General features: G+C 71.6%; 19 protein-coding genes. 13 read left to right on the top strand and 6 right to left on the bottom strand.

The annotated features are described in order from the left end of the window. Positions 1-42: 42 nt before the first annotated feature. Together AFR_RS09775 and AFR_RS09780 are read left to right on the top strand one after the other, a co-directional pair. Positions 43-981: an NADP-dependent oxidoreductase gene (locus AFR_RS09775; RefSeq protein ID WP_041840738.1), complete on the top strand. Its 939-nt coding sequence runs from the start codon at positions 43-45 to the stop codon at positions 979-981. Next, positions 974-1,357, top strand: a complete 384-nt coding sequence (locus AFR_RS09780; protein WP_023359890.1) for a DUF3224 domain-containing protein — start codon at positions 974-976, stop codon at positions 1,355-1,357. The genes AFR_RS09775 and AFR_RS09780 overlap by 8 nt, the downstream gene beginning before the upstream one ends. On the opposite strand, the gene AFR_RS09785 is transcribed toward AFR_RS09780, so the two are convergent. Then, a complete protein-coding gene (locus AFR_RS09785; protein WP_023359892.1) occupies positions 1,354-2,271 on the bottom strand; it encodes a helix-turn-helix transcriptional regulator in 918 nt (305 codons plus the stop codon). The two genes, AFR_RS09780 and AFR_RS09785, sit on opposite strands and share 4 nt — an antisense overlap. Before the next feature lie 100 nt (positions 2,272-2,371). On the opposite strand from AFR_RS09785, the gene AFR_RS09790 reads away from it, so the two are divergent. Next, positions 2,372-3,262, top strand: coding sequence for an LLM class flavin-dependent oxidoreductase (locus AFR_RS09790; RefSeq protein ID WP_023359894.1), 891 nt, complete (start codon positions 2,372-2,374; stop codon positions 3,260-3,262). On the opposite strand, the gene AFR_RS09795 is transcribed toward AFR_RS09790, so the two are convergent. The 3 genes from AFR_RS09795 to AFR_RS09805 all read right to left on the bottom strand — a co-directional run bounded on the left by AFR_RS09795 (position 3,240) and on the right by AFR_RS09805 (position 7,011). After that, positions 3,240-4,103 carry a deoxyribonuclease IV gene (locus AFR_RS09795; protein WP_023359896.1) on the bottom strand — a complete coding sequence of 288 codons (864 nt, stop codon included), beginning with the start codon at positions 4,101-4,103 and terminating at the stop codon, positions 3,240-3,242. The genes AFR_RS09790 and AFR_RS09795 overlap by 23 nt on opposite strands. Continuing rightward, entirely contained in the window at positions 4,094-6,073 is a 1,980-nt protein-coding gene (gene pknB, locus AFR_RS09800) for a Stk1 family PASTA domain-containing Ser/Thr kinase (protein WP_023359898.1), read from the bottom strand. Before pknB ends, AFR_RS09795 begins: the two co-directional genes overlap by 10 nt. Before the next feature lie 152 nt (positions 6,074-6,225). Continuing rightward, positions 6,226-7,011, bottom strand: a complete 786-nt coding sequence (locus AFR_RS09805) for a hypothetical protein (RefSeq protein ID WP_023359900.1) — start codon at positions 7,009-7,011, stop codon at positions 6,226-6,228. Between the two features lie 93 nt (positions 7,012-7,104). On the opposite strand from AFR_RS09805, the gene AFR_RS09810 reads away from it, so the two are divergent. Genes AFR_RS09810 through AFR_RS09825 form a run of 4 tightly spaced genes read left to right on the top strand, consistent with a single transcriptional unit; the run spans position 7,105 to position 9,162 of the window. Beyond that, positions 7,105-7,482 (top strand): Rv2175c family DNA-binding protein, encoded by a 378-nt coding sequence (locus AFR_RS09810; protein ID WP_023359902.1) that lies wholly within the window; start codon positions 7,105-7,107, stop codon positions 7,480-7,482. Between the two features lie 7 nt (positions 7,483-7,489). Next, positions 7,490-7,816: a lycopene cyclase domain-containing protein gene (locus AFR_RS09815; RefSeq protein ID WP_023359904.1), complete on the top strand. Its 327-nt coding sequence runs from the start codon at positions 7,490-7,492 to the stop codon at positions 7,814-7,816. After that, positions 7,813-8,181 carry a lycopene cyclase domain-containing protein gene (locus AFR_RS09820; protein ID WP_023359906.1) on the top strand — a complete coding sequence of 123 codons (369 nt, stop codon included), beginning with the start codon at positions 7,813-7,815 and terminating at the stop codon, positions 8,179-8,181. Before AFR_RS09815 ends, AFR_RS09820 begins: the two co-directional genes overlap by 4 nt. Positions 8,182-8,193: 12 nt before the next feature. Further along, positions 8,194-9,162 (top strand): hypothetical protein, encoded by a 969-nt coding sequence (locus AFR_RS09825; protein ID WP_023359908.1) that lies wholly within the window; start codon positions 8,194-8,196, stop codon positions 9,160-9,162. A 134-nt stretch (positions 9,163-9,296) separates the two neighbouring features. Here AFR_RS09825 and AFR_RS09830 read toward each other — a convergent pair whose 3' ends face one another. Next, complete coding sequence (locus AFR_RS09830; RefSeq protein ID WP_041841973.1) at positions 9,297-10,352, bottom strand: polyprenyl synthetase family protein; 1,056 nt, start codon at positions 10,350-10,352, stop codon at positions 9,297-9,299. 51 nt (positions 10,353-10,403) lie between these two features. Between AFR_RS09830 and metF the strand changes: the two genes are divergently transcribed. The 3 genes from metF (at position 10,404) to AFR_RS09845 (ending at position 12,649) form a co-directional block, all read left to right on the top strand. Beyond that, a complete protein-coding gene (metF, locus tag AFR_RS09835) occupies positions 10,404-11,318 on the top strand; it encodes a methylenetetrahydrofolate reductase [NAD(P)H] (protein ID WP_023359912.1) in 915 nt (304 codons plus the stop codon). Then, positions 11,315-11,983: a CDP-alcohol phosphatidyltransferase family protein gene (locus AFR_RS09840; protein WP_023359915.1), complete on the top strand. Its 669-nt coding sequence runs from the start codon at positions 11,315-11,317 to the stop codon at positions 11,981-11,983. The genes metF and AFR_RS09840 overlap by 4 nt, the downstream gene beginning before the upstream one ends. A gap of 222 nt (positions 11,984-12,205) precedes the next feature. After that, complete coding sequence (locus AFR_RS09845; protein ID WP_023359917.1) at positions 12,206-12,649, top strand: HNH endonuclease; 444 nt, start codon at positions 12,206-12,208, stop codon at positions 12,647-12,649. 57 nt (positions 12,650-12,706) lie between these two features. Here the strand turns inward: AFR_RS09845 and AFR_RS09850 are convergent, their stop codons facing one another. Beyond that, complete coding sequence (locus tag AFR_RS09850; protein ID WP_023359919.1) at positions 12,707-13,909, bottom strand: exonuclease domain-containing protein; 1,203 nt, start codon at positions 13,907-13,909, stop codon at positions 12,707-12,709. A gap of 217 nt (positions 13,910-14,126) precedes the next feature. On the opposite strand from AFR_RS09850, the gene AFR_RS09855 reads away from it, so the two are divergent. The 3 genes from AFR_RS09855 (at position 14,127) to AFR_RS09865 (ending at position 16,810) form a co-directional block, all read left to right on the top strand. Then, positions 14,127-14,624 (top strand): MarR family winged helix-turn-helix transcriptional regulator, encoded by a 498-nt coding sequence (locus AFR_RS09855; RefSeq protein ID WP_023359921.1) that lies wholly within the window; start codon positions 14,127-14,129, stop codon positions 14,622-14,624. Positions 14,625-14,671: 47 nt separating this feature from the next. After that, entirely contained in the window at positions 14,672-16,189 is a 1,518-nt protein-coding gene (locus AFR_RS09860) for an MFS transporter (protein ID WP_238547257.1), read from the top strand. A gap of 144 nt (positions 16,190-16,333) precedes the next feature. Then, positions 16,334-16,810, top strand: a complete 477-nt coding sequence (locus tag AFR_RS09865) for a hypothetical protein (RefSeq protein ID WP_238547349.1) — start codon at positions 16,334-16,336, stop codon at positions 16,808-16,810. Positions 16,811-16,861: the final 51 nt, after the last annotated feature.

A 16,861-nucleotide genomic window follows, 5' to 3' on the forward strand; every position in this document is an offset into this window, starting at 1 on the left:
GTTTGGGCAGATGGAGGAGCTGCGCTGCCTACGGTAGTGCGCATGTTCGCAGCCCAGTACCACCGGTTCGGTCCGCCTGAGGTGCTTGTCACCGGGTCCTACGAAGAACCGCATGCCGGCCCCGGCCAGGTGCGCATCAGAGTCGCCGCGGCGGGGATCGCGCCGGTTGATCTTGCGATCAGGGCCGGTTTGTCGCGGGGGCAGATCTCTCTGCCGCACGTTCCTGGTGTTGATGCGGCCGGGATCATTGACGAGATCGGACCGGGTGTCAGCGGGTACGCCGTGGGGGACGAGGTTTTTGGCACCGTCGACCTCAAAAGGCTCGGTGGGGCGAGTGCCGAGTTCGCCGTTCTAGGGTTCTGGGCCTCGAAGCCCGGCAAGCTGCCGTGGGTGCAGGCCGGTGCCGCCGGTACGAGCATCGAGACGGCCACCCGCGCCCTGGACCTGCTCGACGTGGGGGCCGGGACGACGCTGCTCATCGACGGGGCCGCCGGTGGGGTCGGCAGCGTCGCCGTGCAGTTGGCGGCCGCTAGAGGCGCCCGCGTGGTCGGCACGGGGCGTCCGGGGAGTCAGGACTTTATCGCCGGGCTCGGTGCCACCCCGGTCGTCGCCGGGCCGGATCTGGTCGGGCGGGCCGTGGAGTTGGGGGTGTCGGCGGTGCTCGACGTGGCCGGCGCCGGACGGCTGGCCGCGCTGACCACCATCACCGATGCGGTCCTCACGATCGCCGACTTCAGTGCGGCGGAGCACGGCGTACGCATGTCGGTCGGTGCACTTGGGGGTGAACCCGACGGGCAGCACGGTCTTCAGATCGCCGCCGCGCTCGTGGAGCAGGGGCAGGGGCAGGGGCGGTTCCGGGTGCCCGTACAGGAAGTGTTTGCGCTGGAAGACATGGCCGCGGCTCATGCGGCGGCCGGGAGTGGGCACCGGCGGGGGAAGATCGCGGTGTGGACCGGTCTGGTTGACTCGCAGGATGACTGAGCGGGCCACGGGCACCTTCACGACCGCGTTCGAGCCGTTGACCAGCGACGACGAGACCATCGGGCGGATGCGGGTGCGCAAGACGATTTCCGGGGATCTGACCGGCAGCGGTGTGGCCGAGATGATGTCGGTCGGCACGGCGGTCGAGGGTTCGGCCGGTTACGTGGCGATCGACCGGATCACCGGCACGCTCGGCGGGCGCCAGGGCAGTTTTGTGCTGCAGCACTTCGGGCTGATGGCGCGCGGCCAGGGCACGCTGACGGTGAGCGTCGTCCCCGACTCCGGCACCGGCGAGCTGACCGGGCTGACCGGCTTCTTCGACATCGTCAACGAGAACGGCGTGCACACCTACACGTTCGATTACGAGCTGTCTTAGACCAGGCGGAGGCCCGGCCGTCGCTGGTCCGGGTCCGGCGGGTCGGTGCGGACCGGGCCGAAGACGGCGTACGGGTGGGGAGCGCCCGGCGGCGGAGTGGTCAGGCGGTAGAGCGCGGCCGACGTCGCGAGGTCCGCGGGCAGGTGGACCAGCAGCCGCTGGCCGTCGTCGGCGGGAAGTTCGAGGGTCTCGTACGCCAGCCGCAGCTCACGCGCCTCGGGGTGCCACAGCCGCAGGACACCGGTGGCGGGGGCGAGGCCGGGCACGGTGGCGAGCCGCCGCGTGAAGATGTCGCCGGCGGTGATGGTCAGCTCGTCGACCAGCGCCGCGATGTCGGGGTCGGCGCGGAACGGGCCCTGTTTGAGGGTGGCGACCTGGTCGTCGGCAACCTGGTCCCAGTCGGGGTAGGCGGTGCGGGCACGGCTGTCGGTGAAGACAAAACGCACCAGGTTCGGTGGTGAGCCGTCGAGCAGGCCGGTCGCCCCGGCCACCGTCCGGTATTGCGGTGTGCAGGCCAGGACCTCACCGACGTGGTCGACGAGCACCGCCAGGGACGGCTCTAGCGTCTGCAGAAGGGCCTGGATGGTCGGGCGTACCTCGCGGGCCCGGCTGTCCTGTCCGCGGCAGGTGAAGCCGGTGTCCGCGCCTTTGCTGAGGCGGTAGAGGTGGGCGCGTTCGGGCGGGGTGAGCCGCAGGGCGTCGCCGAGGGCGGCCAGGACCGGGGGTGAGGGGCGGCGGTCGCGGCCCTGCTCGAGGCGGGTGACGTATTCGACGCTGACACCGGCCAGAGCGGCCACTTCGGACCGGCGCAGACCGGCGAGCCGGCGGCGGGGGCCCACGGGCAGGCCGACCTCGGCGGGGGCGATCGCCTCTCGCCGGGTCCGCAGGAACAGCCCGAGCTCGTTGCCGCTCACTGTCGGAACCTAGCAGCTTCGCCGGGCCGGAGGGTGTCCCCGCCACTACCTGTATCCGCCCGGCCTTCCTACTCCCGGGCCGGTCGGCCAGGGTCGGGGCATGACGGTTTTCGGCTTCGGACTGGACCACACGAGGGCCCTGCTCGACCAGGCGGTGCAGGCCGACCGGGACGGGCTAGACCTGGTCAGCGTCTCCGATCATCCCTATCTCGCCGATCGGCCCGACGCGTACGCGGCCATCGGTGTCCTCCTCGGCCGGACGACCCGGATCTCTGGTCTGGTGAACGTCAGCAACCTGCCGACCCGGCCCGCGCCGATGCTGGCCCGGATGGTGAGCGGTCTGTCCACACTGACCGGCGGCCGGGTCGTGCTCGGCCTCGGCGCGGGTGGTCTGCTCGCCGACGCCGCGAGGCTCGGTGTGCGGCAGCTGTCACCGGCCGAAGCAGTCCGGGCTTTGGAGGAGGCGATGGTCGTCGTCCGGGCGCTCTTCGGGGGCGGTGCGCCGGTCACCTTCGACGGCGAGTTCTACCGGGTCACCGAGCTGGCGCCCGCGGACGTCCCGGCGCCGCGGATCTGGACCGGTTCGGTCGGACCGCGATCGCTTGCCGTCACCGGGCGCCACGCGGACGGCTGGATCCCCGGCCACGCGGCCGACTGGCTCAGCGACCGCTTCCGGACGTCACGCCCGATCATCGACGAGGCGGCTGTTGCTGCCGGCCGCGAGCCCGCTCACGTCGCCACGATCTACAACCTGACCGGACGCATCACGGCCGGGCCGCTGCCGGTCACGCGTGATCCGTCCGGGCGGTGGATCGGCGGGTCGGCGGCCCAGTGGGCGGAAGAGCTCACCGGGGCCGTGCTCGACCACGGGGCGGGCGGCTTCACGTACTTCCCGGACGACGACGGCACGCCGATCGGGGTCGCGCTGGGGCGGTGGGCCCGTGAGGTCGTACCGGAAGTGCGTGCGGCTATCGGGGCCGCAGCTCCTTGAGCAGCGCGATGTCGGCCGCGTGGCCCTCGTGCTCCTTGGTGGGTGTCTCGACGATCACCGGGACACCCGCGGTCGCCGGGTGGGCCAGCAGCTCGGCGAACGCGGCCGAGCCGATCCGGCCGGCGCCGATGGTCTCGTGGCGGTCGCGGGTCGAGCCGCACTCGTCCTTCGAGTCGTTGGCGTGGATGAGCTGCAGCCGGTCGGGGCCGACCGTCGCGATCAGCGCGTCGAGCGTCTCCGTCATGCCGCCCGGCCGGGCCAGGTCGTGCCCGGCCGCCCAGGCGTGGCAGGTGTCGAAGCAGACGCCCAGCCACGGGTGGTGCTCGACGGCCTCCAGGTAGGGGCCGAGGTCCTGCACCTTGGAGGCCAGGCTGCGCCCGCCGCCCGCGCTCGGCTCGACCAGGATCCTCGGCAGGCCCTGGGCCATCGCCACGTCCAGCAGCGGCAGCAGCGCCTCGCGGAGCTGGTGCATCGCCTTGGCGTCGTGCTCCGGATCGACCGAGCTGCCCGCGTGGTAGACCACCGCCGTCGCGCCGATCGCGGCCCCGCGCCGCAACGCGTGCTCCAGCGTCTGCACCGACCGGTCCACGGTCAGCTCGGTCGGCGAACCGAGGTTCACCAGCAACGACGCGTGGATGTACGCCGGCAGGCCCCGCTCGCCGCACCCGTCGCGGAACAGGACGTCCTGCTTCGGGTCGCCCGGGGGCAGCGCCCAGCCGCGGGAGTTCGACACGTACACCTGCAGCGCCTCGGAGCCGGCCGCGTCGACGTAGGGCAGGGCCGCCTTGGCCAGCCCTCCCGACGTCTTCGTGTGCGAGCCGACGGGCCGGCTCACGCGCATGTCAGCACAACCTCGGTCTGCGGCGGCACCTGCGTACCCGGGGCGGGGTTCTGGATCCGGACCGTGCCGTTGGGGTTGAAGTCCAGGCGGGCACGCAGGTTTTGCGCCTGCAGCGTCTGCTGGGCCTGCGGGCACGGCTGGTTGTTGACGTCCGGCACGTTGACCAGCGGCGGGCCCTTGCTGACCTTGAGCTTGATCTCGTCGTCCTTCTCCGCACCGGTGCCCGGCTTGGGGGACTGCTCGATGACCTGGTCGGCGGGCTGGTCGCTGTCGGTGTACTGCTCGACGACGCTCAGGCCGAGCTGCTGCGCCTGGCCGCGGGCATCGTTGATGTTCTTGCCCTTGAAGTCCGGGACGGTGATCGGGGCCCGGCCCTTGCTGATCACCACGGTGACGGTCGAACCTGGCTTGAGCTGGGCCGCGACCTTCGGGTCGACCGAGATGACCACACCCTGAGGCACGGTGTCGCTGTATTTGCCCGTGCCCTCCTTGAACTTCAGCTTGGAGCCCTCGATCTCGCCGCGGGCCGCGGAGGCCTCCATGCCGACGATGTCGGGCACGGGGTAGCGCTCGGGGCCCAGCGACAGGGAGACGGTGAGGATGCCGCCCTTGATGACCCGCTCGCTCGCCGGCGGATCCTGGCTCAGCACGACGTCCTTGGGGACGTTCTCGCTGAACGCGCCGTCGCCGACCCGCAGCTCGAAGCCCTCGGACGCGGCGGCCTGCTCGGCCTGCGCCCGGGTGCCACCGACCAGCTGGGGTGCGTCCGTGTAACGCCCGAGGGTGACCCACCAGGTGCTGCCGATGACGGTGAGGATCATCAGCGCGACCGCGGCGAGGATCAGGATGCGGCGGCGGTCGCCACCGAGCTTGCCGATGAGGCCACCCACGGGCGCGGCCGACGGCGGACCACCGGCCCGGCGCTGGCCGTGGCCGCGGGCGCCCTGCTCGGGCAGCCGGGCCCAGGTCGGCCGGGTGCTGCCGTGGGTGCCCTGCGGGAAGACGGTGGTGACGGTCGGCACGAGCGCGGTGGCGTCGGCGGCCGGCGGGCGGGCCGGGACCTGACGCAGCAGCGCGGTCTCGACGTTGGCCGCGCCGAGGTCGTCACGGACCACCTGCACCTCGGCCAGCAGCGCGCCGGCGTCGGTCGGGCGGGCGCCCGGATCGCGGCGGGTGGCCCGGGCGACCAGGTCGTCGAGCACGGTCGGCAGACCCTTGACGATGCTGGACGGCGGCGGGACGTCGTTGTCGACGTGCTGCCAGGCGACCTCGACCGGCTCGTCGCCGTCGTAGGGCACCCGGCCGGTCAGCATCTCGAAGAGCACGATGCCGGCCGAGTAGACGTCGGTGCGGGCGTCGGCGTGCCCGTCGGTGACCAGCTCGGGTGCGACGTACGCCACCGTGGCCATCAGCTGGCCGGTGTCGTCGGTGGCACTCGCCTCGACCGCGCGGGCCAGCCCGAAGTCGGCCACCTTGACGACGCTGTCGACGAGGTTGGCGATGCCGCCGCTGGGCGCCTCGGCGACCAGGACGTTCTCGGGCTTGACGTCACGGTGCACCAGACCGGCGCGGTGCGCGGCGGCGATGGCCGCGAGCATCTGCTCCAGGATGGCCAGCGCCTCGACCGGGTTGAGCCGGCGGCGCTGCGTGAGCAGGTCGCGCAGGGTGCGTCCCTGCACGAACTCCATGACGAGGTAGGGCAGGCCCTGGTGGCGGCCCTGGTCGTACACGGCGACAACGTTGGGGTGGGTCAGCCTGGCGATCGTTTTCGCCTCGTCGGTGAACCGGTCGACAAAATGTACGTTCGTCGCCTGTGACGGGTGAATGATCTTCAGTGCGACCGTCCGCTCGAGCCGGTCGTCCACGGCCGTGTACACGGTCGCCATGCCACCACGGGCGACGCGACCGGTGATCCGGTAGCGCCCGTCAATCGTCGTGCCGATCAACGTGTCGGCGACAGTCGTGTCCATCGGCGTGAAGTGTATGTGTCCATCCGGCTGTGGCAGACCAGGATGTCACAGCTGAGACCTAACGGGTACAGCACGAAGCGCTGACCAGCGCATTTACGAAAAAACGACCCGCGGGGCTTTCGCCCCGCGCGTCGTTATCGTGACAAATCGGATCAGTGCCGGCGAGCGCGGCGTGCGTGGTTCTCACCTTCGCCGGTGTCTTCGTCCTCGTCGGACGCGCTCGGAGTGACCGGATCGACCGTTTCGGTCGGCGTCGGCGAGGTCGTCTCCGGCGACGAAGCGGTCGGCGACGGCGTGACCGAAGGACTGTGCGGTGTGGGCACCGGCACAGTCGGCGTCGGCACCGGCGGGTTCAGACAGCACGACGTCGGCCTGGTCGCGGGCGTCGTCCGCTCCACCGTGGTCTGTTGCGGACGCGCCTGCGTCACCCCCGGCTCCACCGCCGCTGCCGCGGCACCGGCCGCCGTCGTCGGCACCACCCGGATCTGAGCGGGCGCCGTCTCGGTCCTGCCCTCATCCGGTACGGCCGCAGTGCCGCGCCCGAAACCTGAGTTGGACAGCTCACCGGTGTGCGGGGCCTCCGCCGCCAGCGGATAGGGCTCGGCACCGGCGGGCTTCTCCCCGGCCAGCGAACCGATCCCGTTGACAACGGCGAAGTAGCTGCCCGCGGCCCCCGCGACCGCGAGGACACCGAACGCCGCCACCGCCGCCAGCCGGCGTGGCCGGGGCATGAACTCGTCGCCGTACGAGGTCCGCAGGCCACCGGTGACACCGGCGCCGCCGAACGTGCTCATCCCGGTCGACGTCACGTCGGGGAAAGCCGTCACGCCGGAGAGCGGGCTCGGCCCGGGCTCGTCCGCCTCGCGCCGGCCCATGTCGTAGCGCACCGAGCGCACGGCTCCGGCCACCTCGGTGCGGGTTCTCCGCCACAGGGTCATCGGGACTCTTCTCCGATCTCGAGGAGCCGGGGCTCTCCCGGTTCCGCATGCTCCGCTTGGTCAGCCACGGAGCGGGCATGGCACGCTGGTCGGGTGACCGATTCCGTAACCGTGGGTGAGGCGGCGGCCCCGCAGCCCACCGGCCCGACCGAGTGGATCAACCTGCCCGACGTGGCGGACAAGCTCGGCGTGTCGATCAGCAAGGTCCACCAGATGATCCGCGACGGTGCGCTGCTCGCGACCCGCCGCGACGGCGTACGCGTGGTGCCGGCGGAACTGGTGGCCAACAGCACCGTGCTCAAGCACCTCCCTGGCGTCCTGACGTTGCTTCGCGACAACGGGTACAACGACGAAGAAGCCCTCGGGTGGCTCTACGAGCCGGACGAGACCGTCGACGGCTGCGCCGCGAAGGGCCTCGGTGGCGACCGTGCCCGCGAGGTCAAGCGGCGCGCCCAGGCACTCGGCTTCTGACGCGGCGATGCGACACCTGTCGTACCTGCTCGTCCTGGCGGGATGCCTGGTCGCGGCCCTGTGGCTGGAGCCGGTGCTGAAGGTCAACGTCCTGCGCCGGTGGCGGCGGCTGCTGCTCACGCTGCTCCCGGTCGCGATCGTCTTCATCCTCTGGGATCTGGCGGCGATCGCGGCCGGGCACTGGACCTTCGACCCGGAACAGACCACGGGCATCCTCCTGCCCGGAGGCCTCCCGATCGACGAGGTGCTGTTCTTCGTCGTCGTCCCGATCTGCGCGATCCTCGGCTTCGAGGCGACCCGCGCCGTCCTGCGCCGCCCGGCCGGTGACGAATGACGTACACCGCGGCAGCCCTCCTCGGCGTCCTCGGCGCGGCGATCGTCGACCTGTGGATCCTGCGCACCCGCCTGCTCACCCGGGCGGTCTTCTGGGCCACCTACCCGATCATCATCACGTTCCAGCTGCTGTCGAACGGCATCCTCACGGGTCGCCGCATCGTCATCTACGACCCGTCCGCGATCATCGGATGGCGACTCGTCTACGCGCCGGTCGAAGACCTGTTCTTCGGTTTTGCGATGATCCTGCTCACGCTCTCGGTATGGATCTGGCTCGGCCGCCGCGGCGTCCAGCGCACGCCCGAAGCGGGCGAGGGCAGCGGCCTCCTCCGGCGTCTGAGGGCGCGCCGATCCATCGACACATGACACCATGCCGCGGTGCGCCTGCGGACTCTGTTGCTGATCGCTGCCGCGGTGCTTGCCGCACTGCACGTGGCCGGGGTGCTGTTCGCCCGGCCGGTGCTCCCGACGGCTGAGCTGCTCCTGACGGCTGCGCTGCTGGTCTGCGCGGTGCTGCCGTGGCCGCCGGCCGGCTGGCATCTCCCGGTCGCGACGGCTGCGCTGGTGATCGAGGCGGCCCTGACGATGCCGTCGCCGCCGTCGGACGCCGGTTACGCCTGGGTCGTCGTCGACCCTTCGAAGATCGACCGGTCGGCGGTCTGGCGTGCCCAGCTCGAAGGCTTCGCCCCGGTCTGGGCAGCCCTGTTCTTCGTCGCCGTGCTCCTGCTCGCTGCCCGCCGCAGCTCCGCCGGTCGCCGCGGTTTTGGCGCTCGCCGCAGCTCCGACGCCCGCCGCGGCCGTCTCGCCTCGCCCGACGGGTCGGCCGGGCGCCGTCGCGGAACTCTCATCGCCGCGATCGCCGGCGCCACCCTGATCGCCGCCTACGCAACCGTGCGCGTCGCCGAGGTCGTCCTCGACGTCCACGAACGTGCGGCAACCAGAGCCGACAGCTTCGACCCCACCTCCATGGGCCTGACCGCCGCCTGGTCGGTCCTCCCAGCCCTCCTGCTCGGCCTCGCCGCCCTGACCCTGGCCGCCTCCACAAGCCGCCGCCCACCGCCCGCCAGCGACCAGCCGCCAGCCTCCGTGCGCGACCGGCGGCTCGTGGCCTGCGGGGCTGCCCTGCTGGCGATCTCCTGCCTGCCATGGATCGACACGGGCCTCGAAGCCGCACAACTGCCCTATCTCGCCGGAGACGACACCGCCCTGTTCGACCACTGGGCCATCACCCCGACGATGGCCATGCCGCAACCGGTCCTGGCCATCACCACGGCACTCCAGCTGACCGCTTATGTCCTGGTGGTCTGGGGCGCACGGACCTGGCAGGGTGCGGGTGGCCGCCCATGAGCCGCCAGGCGATTGGTCACCCGCGCCCGGTCTCGGCGTGAGCGACGGTCAGAACCATGCAACCAGGCACGACATGCCCCGGACCTGGGTCTTGACCAAGAGAAGCGACGGTCGGCTCCCCTGGATGTTGAGCCTCAGACGGATCGCCGGGTGGCGGCGTCGGCGAGTTCGAACAACACCGACCTGGCTTCTTCTTCGACGTCTGCTGCCGAGAGGGCGGAAACTGCTTCCTCGGTCAGCTGGGTGATGCGGGTTTCGGTGCGGGTGAGGGCGCCGCTGTCGCGGATCAGGTCGCGCATGCGGGCGACGCCGGCTTCGTCGAGGGCGGGGTCACCCAGCCGGGATTCGAGCTCGGCCCGGTCGGCGGGGGAGAGGGCCTCGTGGGCGGCGGCGATCAGATAGGTCCGTTTTCCTTCGCGGAGGTCGTCGCCGGCCGGTTTGCCGGTCTGTGCCGGGTCGCCGAAGACGCCGAGCACGTCGTCACGCAGCTGGAACGCCTCACCGAGCGGCAGCCCGTAGGCCGAGTAGGACGCGGACAGGGATTCCGGTGCACCCGCCAGGGCCGCGCCGAGGAGCAGGGGCCGCTCGACGGTGTATTTGGCTGATTTGTACCGGGCGACCTTGCCGGCGCGTTCCAGTGAGGTGTCGCCGGTGGCCTGGGTGAGAACGTCGAGGTACTGGCCGACGGTCACCTCGGTGCGCATCGTGTCGAAGACGGGCCGGGCGCGGGCGAGGTCGGCGAGCTCGACACCCGAGGAGTGGAGCAGGTCGTCGGACCAGACGAGCGCGAGGTCGCCGAGCAGGACGGCGGCGTTGTCACCGAAGCCTGTGCCGTCACCCGCCCAGCCGGCTTTGCTGTGGTGGGCGCTGAAGCGGCGGTGGATGGACGGCTCGCCGCGGCGGGTGTCGGAGCGGTCCATCAGGTCGTCGTGGATGAGGGCGCTCGCCTGGACGAGTTCGAGGGCGGCGACCGCGGACACCACCTGCTCCGAGTCGATGCCGCCGGCGCCGCGGTAACCCCAGTACGCGAAGGCGGGACGCAGGCGCTTGCCGCCGCGGAGCACGAACTCCTCGAGGGCGTCGGCGACGTCGGTGAGCACGTCGTCGATCGTCAGGAGCTGCGTGCGGCGCACGGCGAGGAAGGCGGCGAGGGCTTTGTCGACGCGGGGGCGCAGGCCCGCGCGTTCCAGCGGGGAGGTCACGCGGCCAACCTAGCGGGTGCGGACCGGTAGAGTCGGGGTGTGTCTCTCGGACTTCCCTCACGGCTCCCGACGTCTCCGGCGATCGGCGAGCTCATCCGTCGTCCGGATCCCACGTTCTCCTTCGAGTTCATGCCGCCCAAGTCCCGCGAGGGTGAGCAGCTGCTCTGGCAGACGATCCGTGAGCTGGAGACGCTGCGACCCGACTTCGTCTCGATCACGTACGGCGCCGGGGGCAGCACCCGGGACACCACGGTCGCGGTGACCGAGCGGGTGGCGACCGAGACGACGTTGCTGCCCATGGCGCATCTGACCGCGGTCGGGCACTCCGTCGCCGAGCTGCGCAACGTCATCGGGCGGCTCGCCGGTGCCGGCATCCGCAACGTGCTCGCCGTCCGGGGGGACCCGCCCGGCGACCCCAACGCCGAGTGGGTCCGTCACCCCGAGGGTGTTCTCTACGCCGAGGATCTCGTACGGCTGCTGCGTGAGTCCGGCGACTTCAGCGTCGGGGTGGCGGCTTTCCCGTACAAGCACCCGCGGTCGGCCGACATCGAGAGCGACACGCTCAATTTCATCCGGAAGTGCCGGGCCGGCGCCGACTTCGCCATCACCCAGATGTTCTTCGAGGCCGACGAATATCTGCGTCTGCGCGACCGGGTGGCCGCCGCGGGCTGCGACACGCCCATCGTGCCGGGTGTGATGCCCGTCCTGCGGATGGCGACCATCGCCCGCGCCGCGCAGCTCTCCGGTGCGCCGTTCCCGCCCGGGCTGCTGTCCCGGTTCGAGCGGATCGCCGACGACGCCGACGGTGTCCGCAGGCTCGGCATCGACCTGTGCAGTGAGATGTGCCAGCGCCTCATCGACGAGGGAGTGCCGGGCATCCACTTCATCACCATGAACCGTTCGACGGCGACCCGCGAGGTGTGGCAGCACCTCGCCGCCAACGTCGCGGCTTGACCTGGCAGGAGTACGCCGCGGCCTGGTCGGGCCTGCACGGCGGCTTCGACCCGGACCGCGCGTCACCCGTGGTGCGCGGCTGGGTGCGGCTCGCCTGGCGCGGCGGCAACTTCCTGGCCCGGCTCCGGATCGGCCCGACCGCGGTCACCGCGATCGGGCTGTTGCTGTGCCTGCTGGTGCCGTTCGCGGTGCTCCTCGGCCGCGGCGGTCTGCTCCTCGGCACCCTGCTGGTGCTGTTCGCGAGCTTCGCCGACGCGCTCGACGGTGCGGTCGCCGTGGTCAGCGGGCGGGTCAGCCGGCTCGGCTTCATCTACGACTCCGTCGCCGACCGCCTCGGTGAGGTGGCCTGGCTGGCCGCGTTCTGGCTGGCCGGCGCGCCCGGCTGGCTCGTGGTCGCCGGCGGCGCGGTGAGCTGGCTCCACGAATACGTCCGGGCCCGCGCCGCCGCCGGTGGCATGGAAGGCCTCGGCCTCGTCACGGTCGGGGAACGCCCCACCCGCGTCTCGGTCGCCATCAGCGGCCTGCTCGTCGGTGGTGTCGCCGGGTTCGTCCACCCCGGCTGGGACACCACGGTGATCATCGTGGCCGCTGCCGCCTGGGCTGTCCTGGGCCTCGCCGGCCTGGTGCAGCTCGTCGCCGCGGTCCGCACCGAACTCTCCGGCTGACGATCATTAATCGGTTGTCCGCCCCGGCCGCGACCCCTACCTTTTTCACCAGCGACGTGTCCCGGATCACCGGGACCAAGGGAGATCACGTGACGGCCGACCGGTACGAGAGCAGGGCCCACGGCCCCGGCTGAGGCAAACGCCCCGGCCGGCCGCCGCTCGTCCCTGCACTGAGGACGGGCGGCTTTTTCGTGGACGGACACACAGGGGAGGTGACCCGCGATGAGTGTGGTCCTCGTACTCAACGCCGACTTCGGGCCGCTGCACCGCGTCAGCGTCCGGCACGCCATCCGCATGCTGTTCCGCGAGGTGGCGGTCGTCGAAGAGGCGCAGCCGGACGCCCGCATGGGTGTCTTCCCGATCCCGACCGTCGTGCGCCTGGTCAGCTACGTCGTGACGCGCTGGCGGCACAGCCGCGGCCCGGGCTGGTCCCGCGCGGGTGTCCTGACTCGCGACGGCCGGCGTTGTGCGTACTGCTCCGGCGCCGCGTCCACCATCGACCACGTCCTGCCGCGGTCCCGCGGCGGCGGCAACACCTGGCTCAACACCGTCGCGGCCTGCGGGCGCTGCAACCAGCGCAAGGGCGACCGCACGCCGGCGGAAGCGCGGATGCCACTCCGCTGGGCGCCGGCCGCGCCCAGCTGGGCGGCACTGGCCGCGCACTGATGACGACGGCCGGCGGGTTCACACGGGGGTCCGTCGGTCGTCCATCAGCCGTGGAGGTCAGGCCGGCAGCAGGGTTTCCTGCATGCTCCGGAACGCTGCCGGATGCACGATCGGGATCCCGTACTGCCGGGCCTTCTTGGCCTTGCCCGACATCGAGTCCGGGTCGGCGGCGACCAGCAGCCGCGTCTTCTTGGTGACGTTGTCGCCGACCCGGAGTCCCGCGGCGCTCGCCCGGGCCTCCCACTGCTCCCGCAGCGGGTCCATCGTGCCGGTGAACACGACCAGATCGTCCGATGCCAGCTGCCAGACGGGGCGCTCCGAGGGCCGGGCCGCCTCGAGTGCCCGGTTCACCGCCGTGGCCGGCAGCCCCAGCAGCGCGGCGACACTGTCGAGATCCTTGTGTTCCGCAGGCGTGACGACCCGATCGGCCAGCGCGGCCGAGGCCAGGCCGGCGAGGTACCGCTGATGCAGGATCTGCACGTCGGCCCGGTACAGCCCGATCGCGTCGGCGGCGGCCACCAGACCGTCCGCCTCGATCGCCGAGATGTGCCGGTCGAGCAGGGCCTGATCCAGCAGGTCCAGGTAGGCGTCGGCCCGGGGCTCGTGCTGCCGGGGCAACCGGTCGACCAGCCGGGTGAGGAAATGAGGCTCACGCTCCTCCGGCGAGCGACGCTGCACGGGTACGGCGGCCCCGAAGTACAGCGCCGGCCAGCGCAGTGTCGCCGCCTGATCGACCACGCTGCCCCAGGGCGGCGGCGTTCCGGTGAGCTGGAGATAGTGGGAAAAGAGCTCCGCAGCGGCCCGGGCGTCGTGCAGAGCGGAATGCGCGCGATGGTCCGGCAGCCCCGCGGCACGACGGCAGTCGACAAGGCTCCGGCCGGCGGACGGCAGGAAGTGCGGTGCCAAGCGCATCGTGCACAGCCCCAGATCGCTGCCGACCGGGACGTTCACACCGAGATGCCGGAACTCCGAGGCGACGAACATGGCATCGAAGGCCAGGTTGTGGGCCACCATCACCCGGCCTTTCAGCAGGTCCGTGACCTGGGACGCGAGCTGGTCGAAGGAGGGCGCCCGGCGCACCTCTGCCGCCGAGATGCCATGAATGTGCTGAGGTCCCAGATCGCGGTCCGGATTCACGAGACTGCACCACTCGTCCTGCACCCGGCCGGAGCTGTCCAGCTGCACGACCGACATTTCGATCACGCGGTCGTGCCAGCTGGTCCGCAGGCCGGTCGTCTCGACATCGATCACCGCATACATCCGGGCTCCTTGTGCAGCTTTGGGAGGTTTGACGCTATCGACGCCGTGGCACCGCGGGACTCCGCTGCGAGGTGAGACCTGCCGAGCGACTGCCGGCCGGAACGGGACGACACGCTGACCGGCCGGAGCGGCGATCATGCCCGGGAAGCGCTATGGCCCGGCGGTCGTCCAGCAGCGGAACAATCCGGTACGGGATGATCCGAGCTAGCCTGTATTCATGGCTTCCGCAGCACCCGAACGCACCGTCCGTGATCTCACCGGACTGCTCAACATGGCTGGTCACGCCCTGTCCAACCGTCTTGCCGCCGCGCTGGCCGAGGTGGGGCTGACGCCGCGGATGCAGTGTGTGCTGGTGCACGCGCTGGAGGAGGAGCGGACCCAGATCCAGTTGGCGGCGCTCGCCGATCTCGACAAGACGACGATGGTCGGGACCGTCGACGACCTGGAGAAGCGGGGTCTGGCCGAGCGCCGCCCGTCCGCGACGGACCGCCGGGCACGGATCATCGCGGTCACCGAGGCCGGCCGGGTTGCGGCTGAGCAGGGGCAGCGCATCGTCGACGAGGTCCATGCCGAGGCGCTCGGTGCCCTGCCCGAGCAGGCCCGGGAGGAGTTCGTCGCAGCGCTGAGCCGCCTGGTCGAGAGCGGCCGCCTGGTCGAGAGCGGCGCCGAGCCGGGTCCGAAGCCGGTGCGCCGCGCCCGGCTCGCCCGTAACTAGGTGACAACTAGATAGTCTGCTTACGGACTATCTGCTACGGTCGGACCATGACCGTTCCCGTGCAACCTCGTCGAGCCGCCGCGCTCGCCGTGCTCTGCGTGATGGCCCTGATGATCGTGCTGGACAGCACGATCGTGGCCGTCGCTGTGCCCGCCATCCAGGCCGACCTGGGGTTCTCGCCCGCGGGTGTCGCCTGGGTCGTCAACGGATATCTGATCGGATTTGCCGGCCTGCTGCTGCTCGCCGGGCGCCTCGGCGACCTGGTCGGCGCCCGCCGGGTGTTCCTCGCCGGACTGGTCGTCTTCACCGCCGCGAGCCTGCTCTGCGGCCTGGCGACCACCGCCCCACTGCTGGTCGCGGGCCGCTTTGTGCAGGGCGTGGGCGGCGCGCTCGCCTCCGCGGTGATCTTCTCGCTGATCGTGCGGCTCTACCCCGAACCCGGCGCGCAGGCCCGGGCGATCGGCGTCTACAGCTTCACGCAGGCGGGCGGTGCGGCGTTCGGCTTTGTCGCGGGTGGCCTGCTCACCGAGGCCGCCGGCTGGCCGTGGATCTTCCTGGTCAACGTCCCGATCGGCGTGGTCGTCCTGGTCGCGGCGCTGCGCGTGGTGCCCCGTGAGACGGGCCTCGGCCTGGGTGCCGGCCTCGACGTGAGCGGCGCGACCCTCATCACCGCGGGCCTCTCCCTCGGCGTCTACGCCATCGTGGACGGCGGCCCCTGGTACGGCCTGGCCGCGTTCCTCCTGGTCACTGCCTTCCTCATCCGCGAACGGTACGCCCGCAGCCCCCTCGCACCCCTGCCCGTCCTCCGCCGCCGCCGTCTCCTCGGCACCGGCGCCGCGGTGGTCCTGATCTTCGCCACCGGCATGGGCTTCCAGTTCGTCAACGCCCTGTTCCTCCAGCGGGTCGCCGGCCTGGACGCGATCGGAACCGGCCTCGCGTTCGTCCCGACGCCGCTGGTGATCGGCGTGATGTCGCTGATCGTGGCGCCCCGGGTGACCGCCCGGTTCGGCGCCCGCCCGGTGCTGCTCGCGGGCCTCGGTGTCCTCGCCGCGGGACTGCTGCTCCTGGTCCCCGTCCCGGCCGACCCCAGCTACGCGACCGACATCCTCCCGGCCCTGCTCATCATGGGCCTCGGCATCGGCGTCGTCATCCCGGCGATCATCATGCTGGCCATGAGCAACGCGGCGCCGCAGGAGACCGGCCTGGTGTCCGGCCTGACGAACACCGCGCAGCAGGCCGGTGCGGCGCTCGGACTGGCGGTCCTGGCGGTGATCGCGGCCCGGGTCACAGAGAGCAGCCTGGCCTCCGGCGTGAGTGAGGTCGCGGCCCTGCGCGACGGCTACAGCCGCGCCTACCTGACGGCGGCTGGTTTCGCGGCGGCCGCCTTTGTCATCGCGGCCCTTGCCCTCCGCCGCCCGGCAACCATCCCGACAGACGACCCCGCGGTCACGCCTGCGCCGCCGACGTCCGCCGCCGCGACCGATCCTGCGGTCACGCCTGCGCCGCCGGCGGACGCCGCCGCAGCCGAACGTCAGACCTGCGCGTTGGTCGCTGACCAGCCATAGTCCCGCAACCCACCGACCGCGGCGGCGCTCAGAGCTGAACCGTCCGGACGTCGCGCCGCCGCACTGGGCCCGCGCTCGGTGGCATTGCACTCCTGGACCGCGGGCTGTCGTCACAAGCCATGTCAACGTATTGTTGACTGGGTGATTGAGCTCGGGCCGTTGGCGGAGATCGGGGCTGCGCGGGCCCGGCTGGACGAGCGGGAGCTCGAGCTGATCGACCGCGCCCGGCAGTCGGGAGCGACCTGGGGCCAGGTCGCCACGGCGCTCGGGCTGGCGAGCCGGCAGGCCGCCGAGCAGCGCCGGCAGAGGCTCGTCGCCGCCGCCCGGTCGCGGCGTCACAGCCAGGATCTCCGGTATGCCCATAGCATCGTTGTCCTGCGTGCGGCCGTCGACGACCTGCACCGGAGTCTCACTGCCGACCGCCGCTGGGAGAGCCGTTTCACCCGCGCCGCCCTCGTGCGTGCGACGGTGGCGACGGCCCTCGACGCACCGCCCGGGGGTCTCTTCGCCTTGGCCGAGCAGGCCGCCGATGATCTGTCCCGACTGGACCGGAATCTCCTTCCAGGGCACGTCCGGATCGCTCTCGACGCTCTGCAACGGGCCCTGTCAACAGATCGTTGACCACGGGCGCAGCTCTTGAAGGGGGAATCCGCAACGCTCAAAGATATGAGC

The sequence above is a fragment of the Amorphoplanes friuliensis DSM 7358 genome (assembly GCF_000494755.1).
GTDB lineage: Bacteria > Actinomycetota > Actinomycetes > Mycobacteriales > Micromonosporaceae > Actinoplanes > Actinoplanes friuliensis.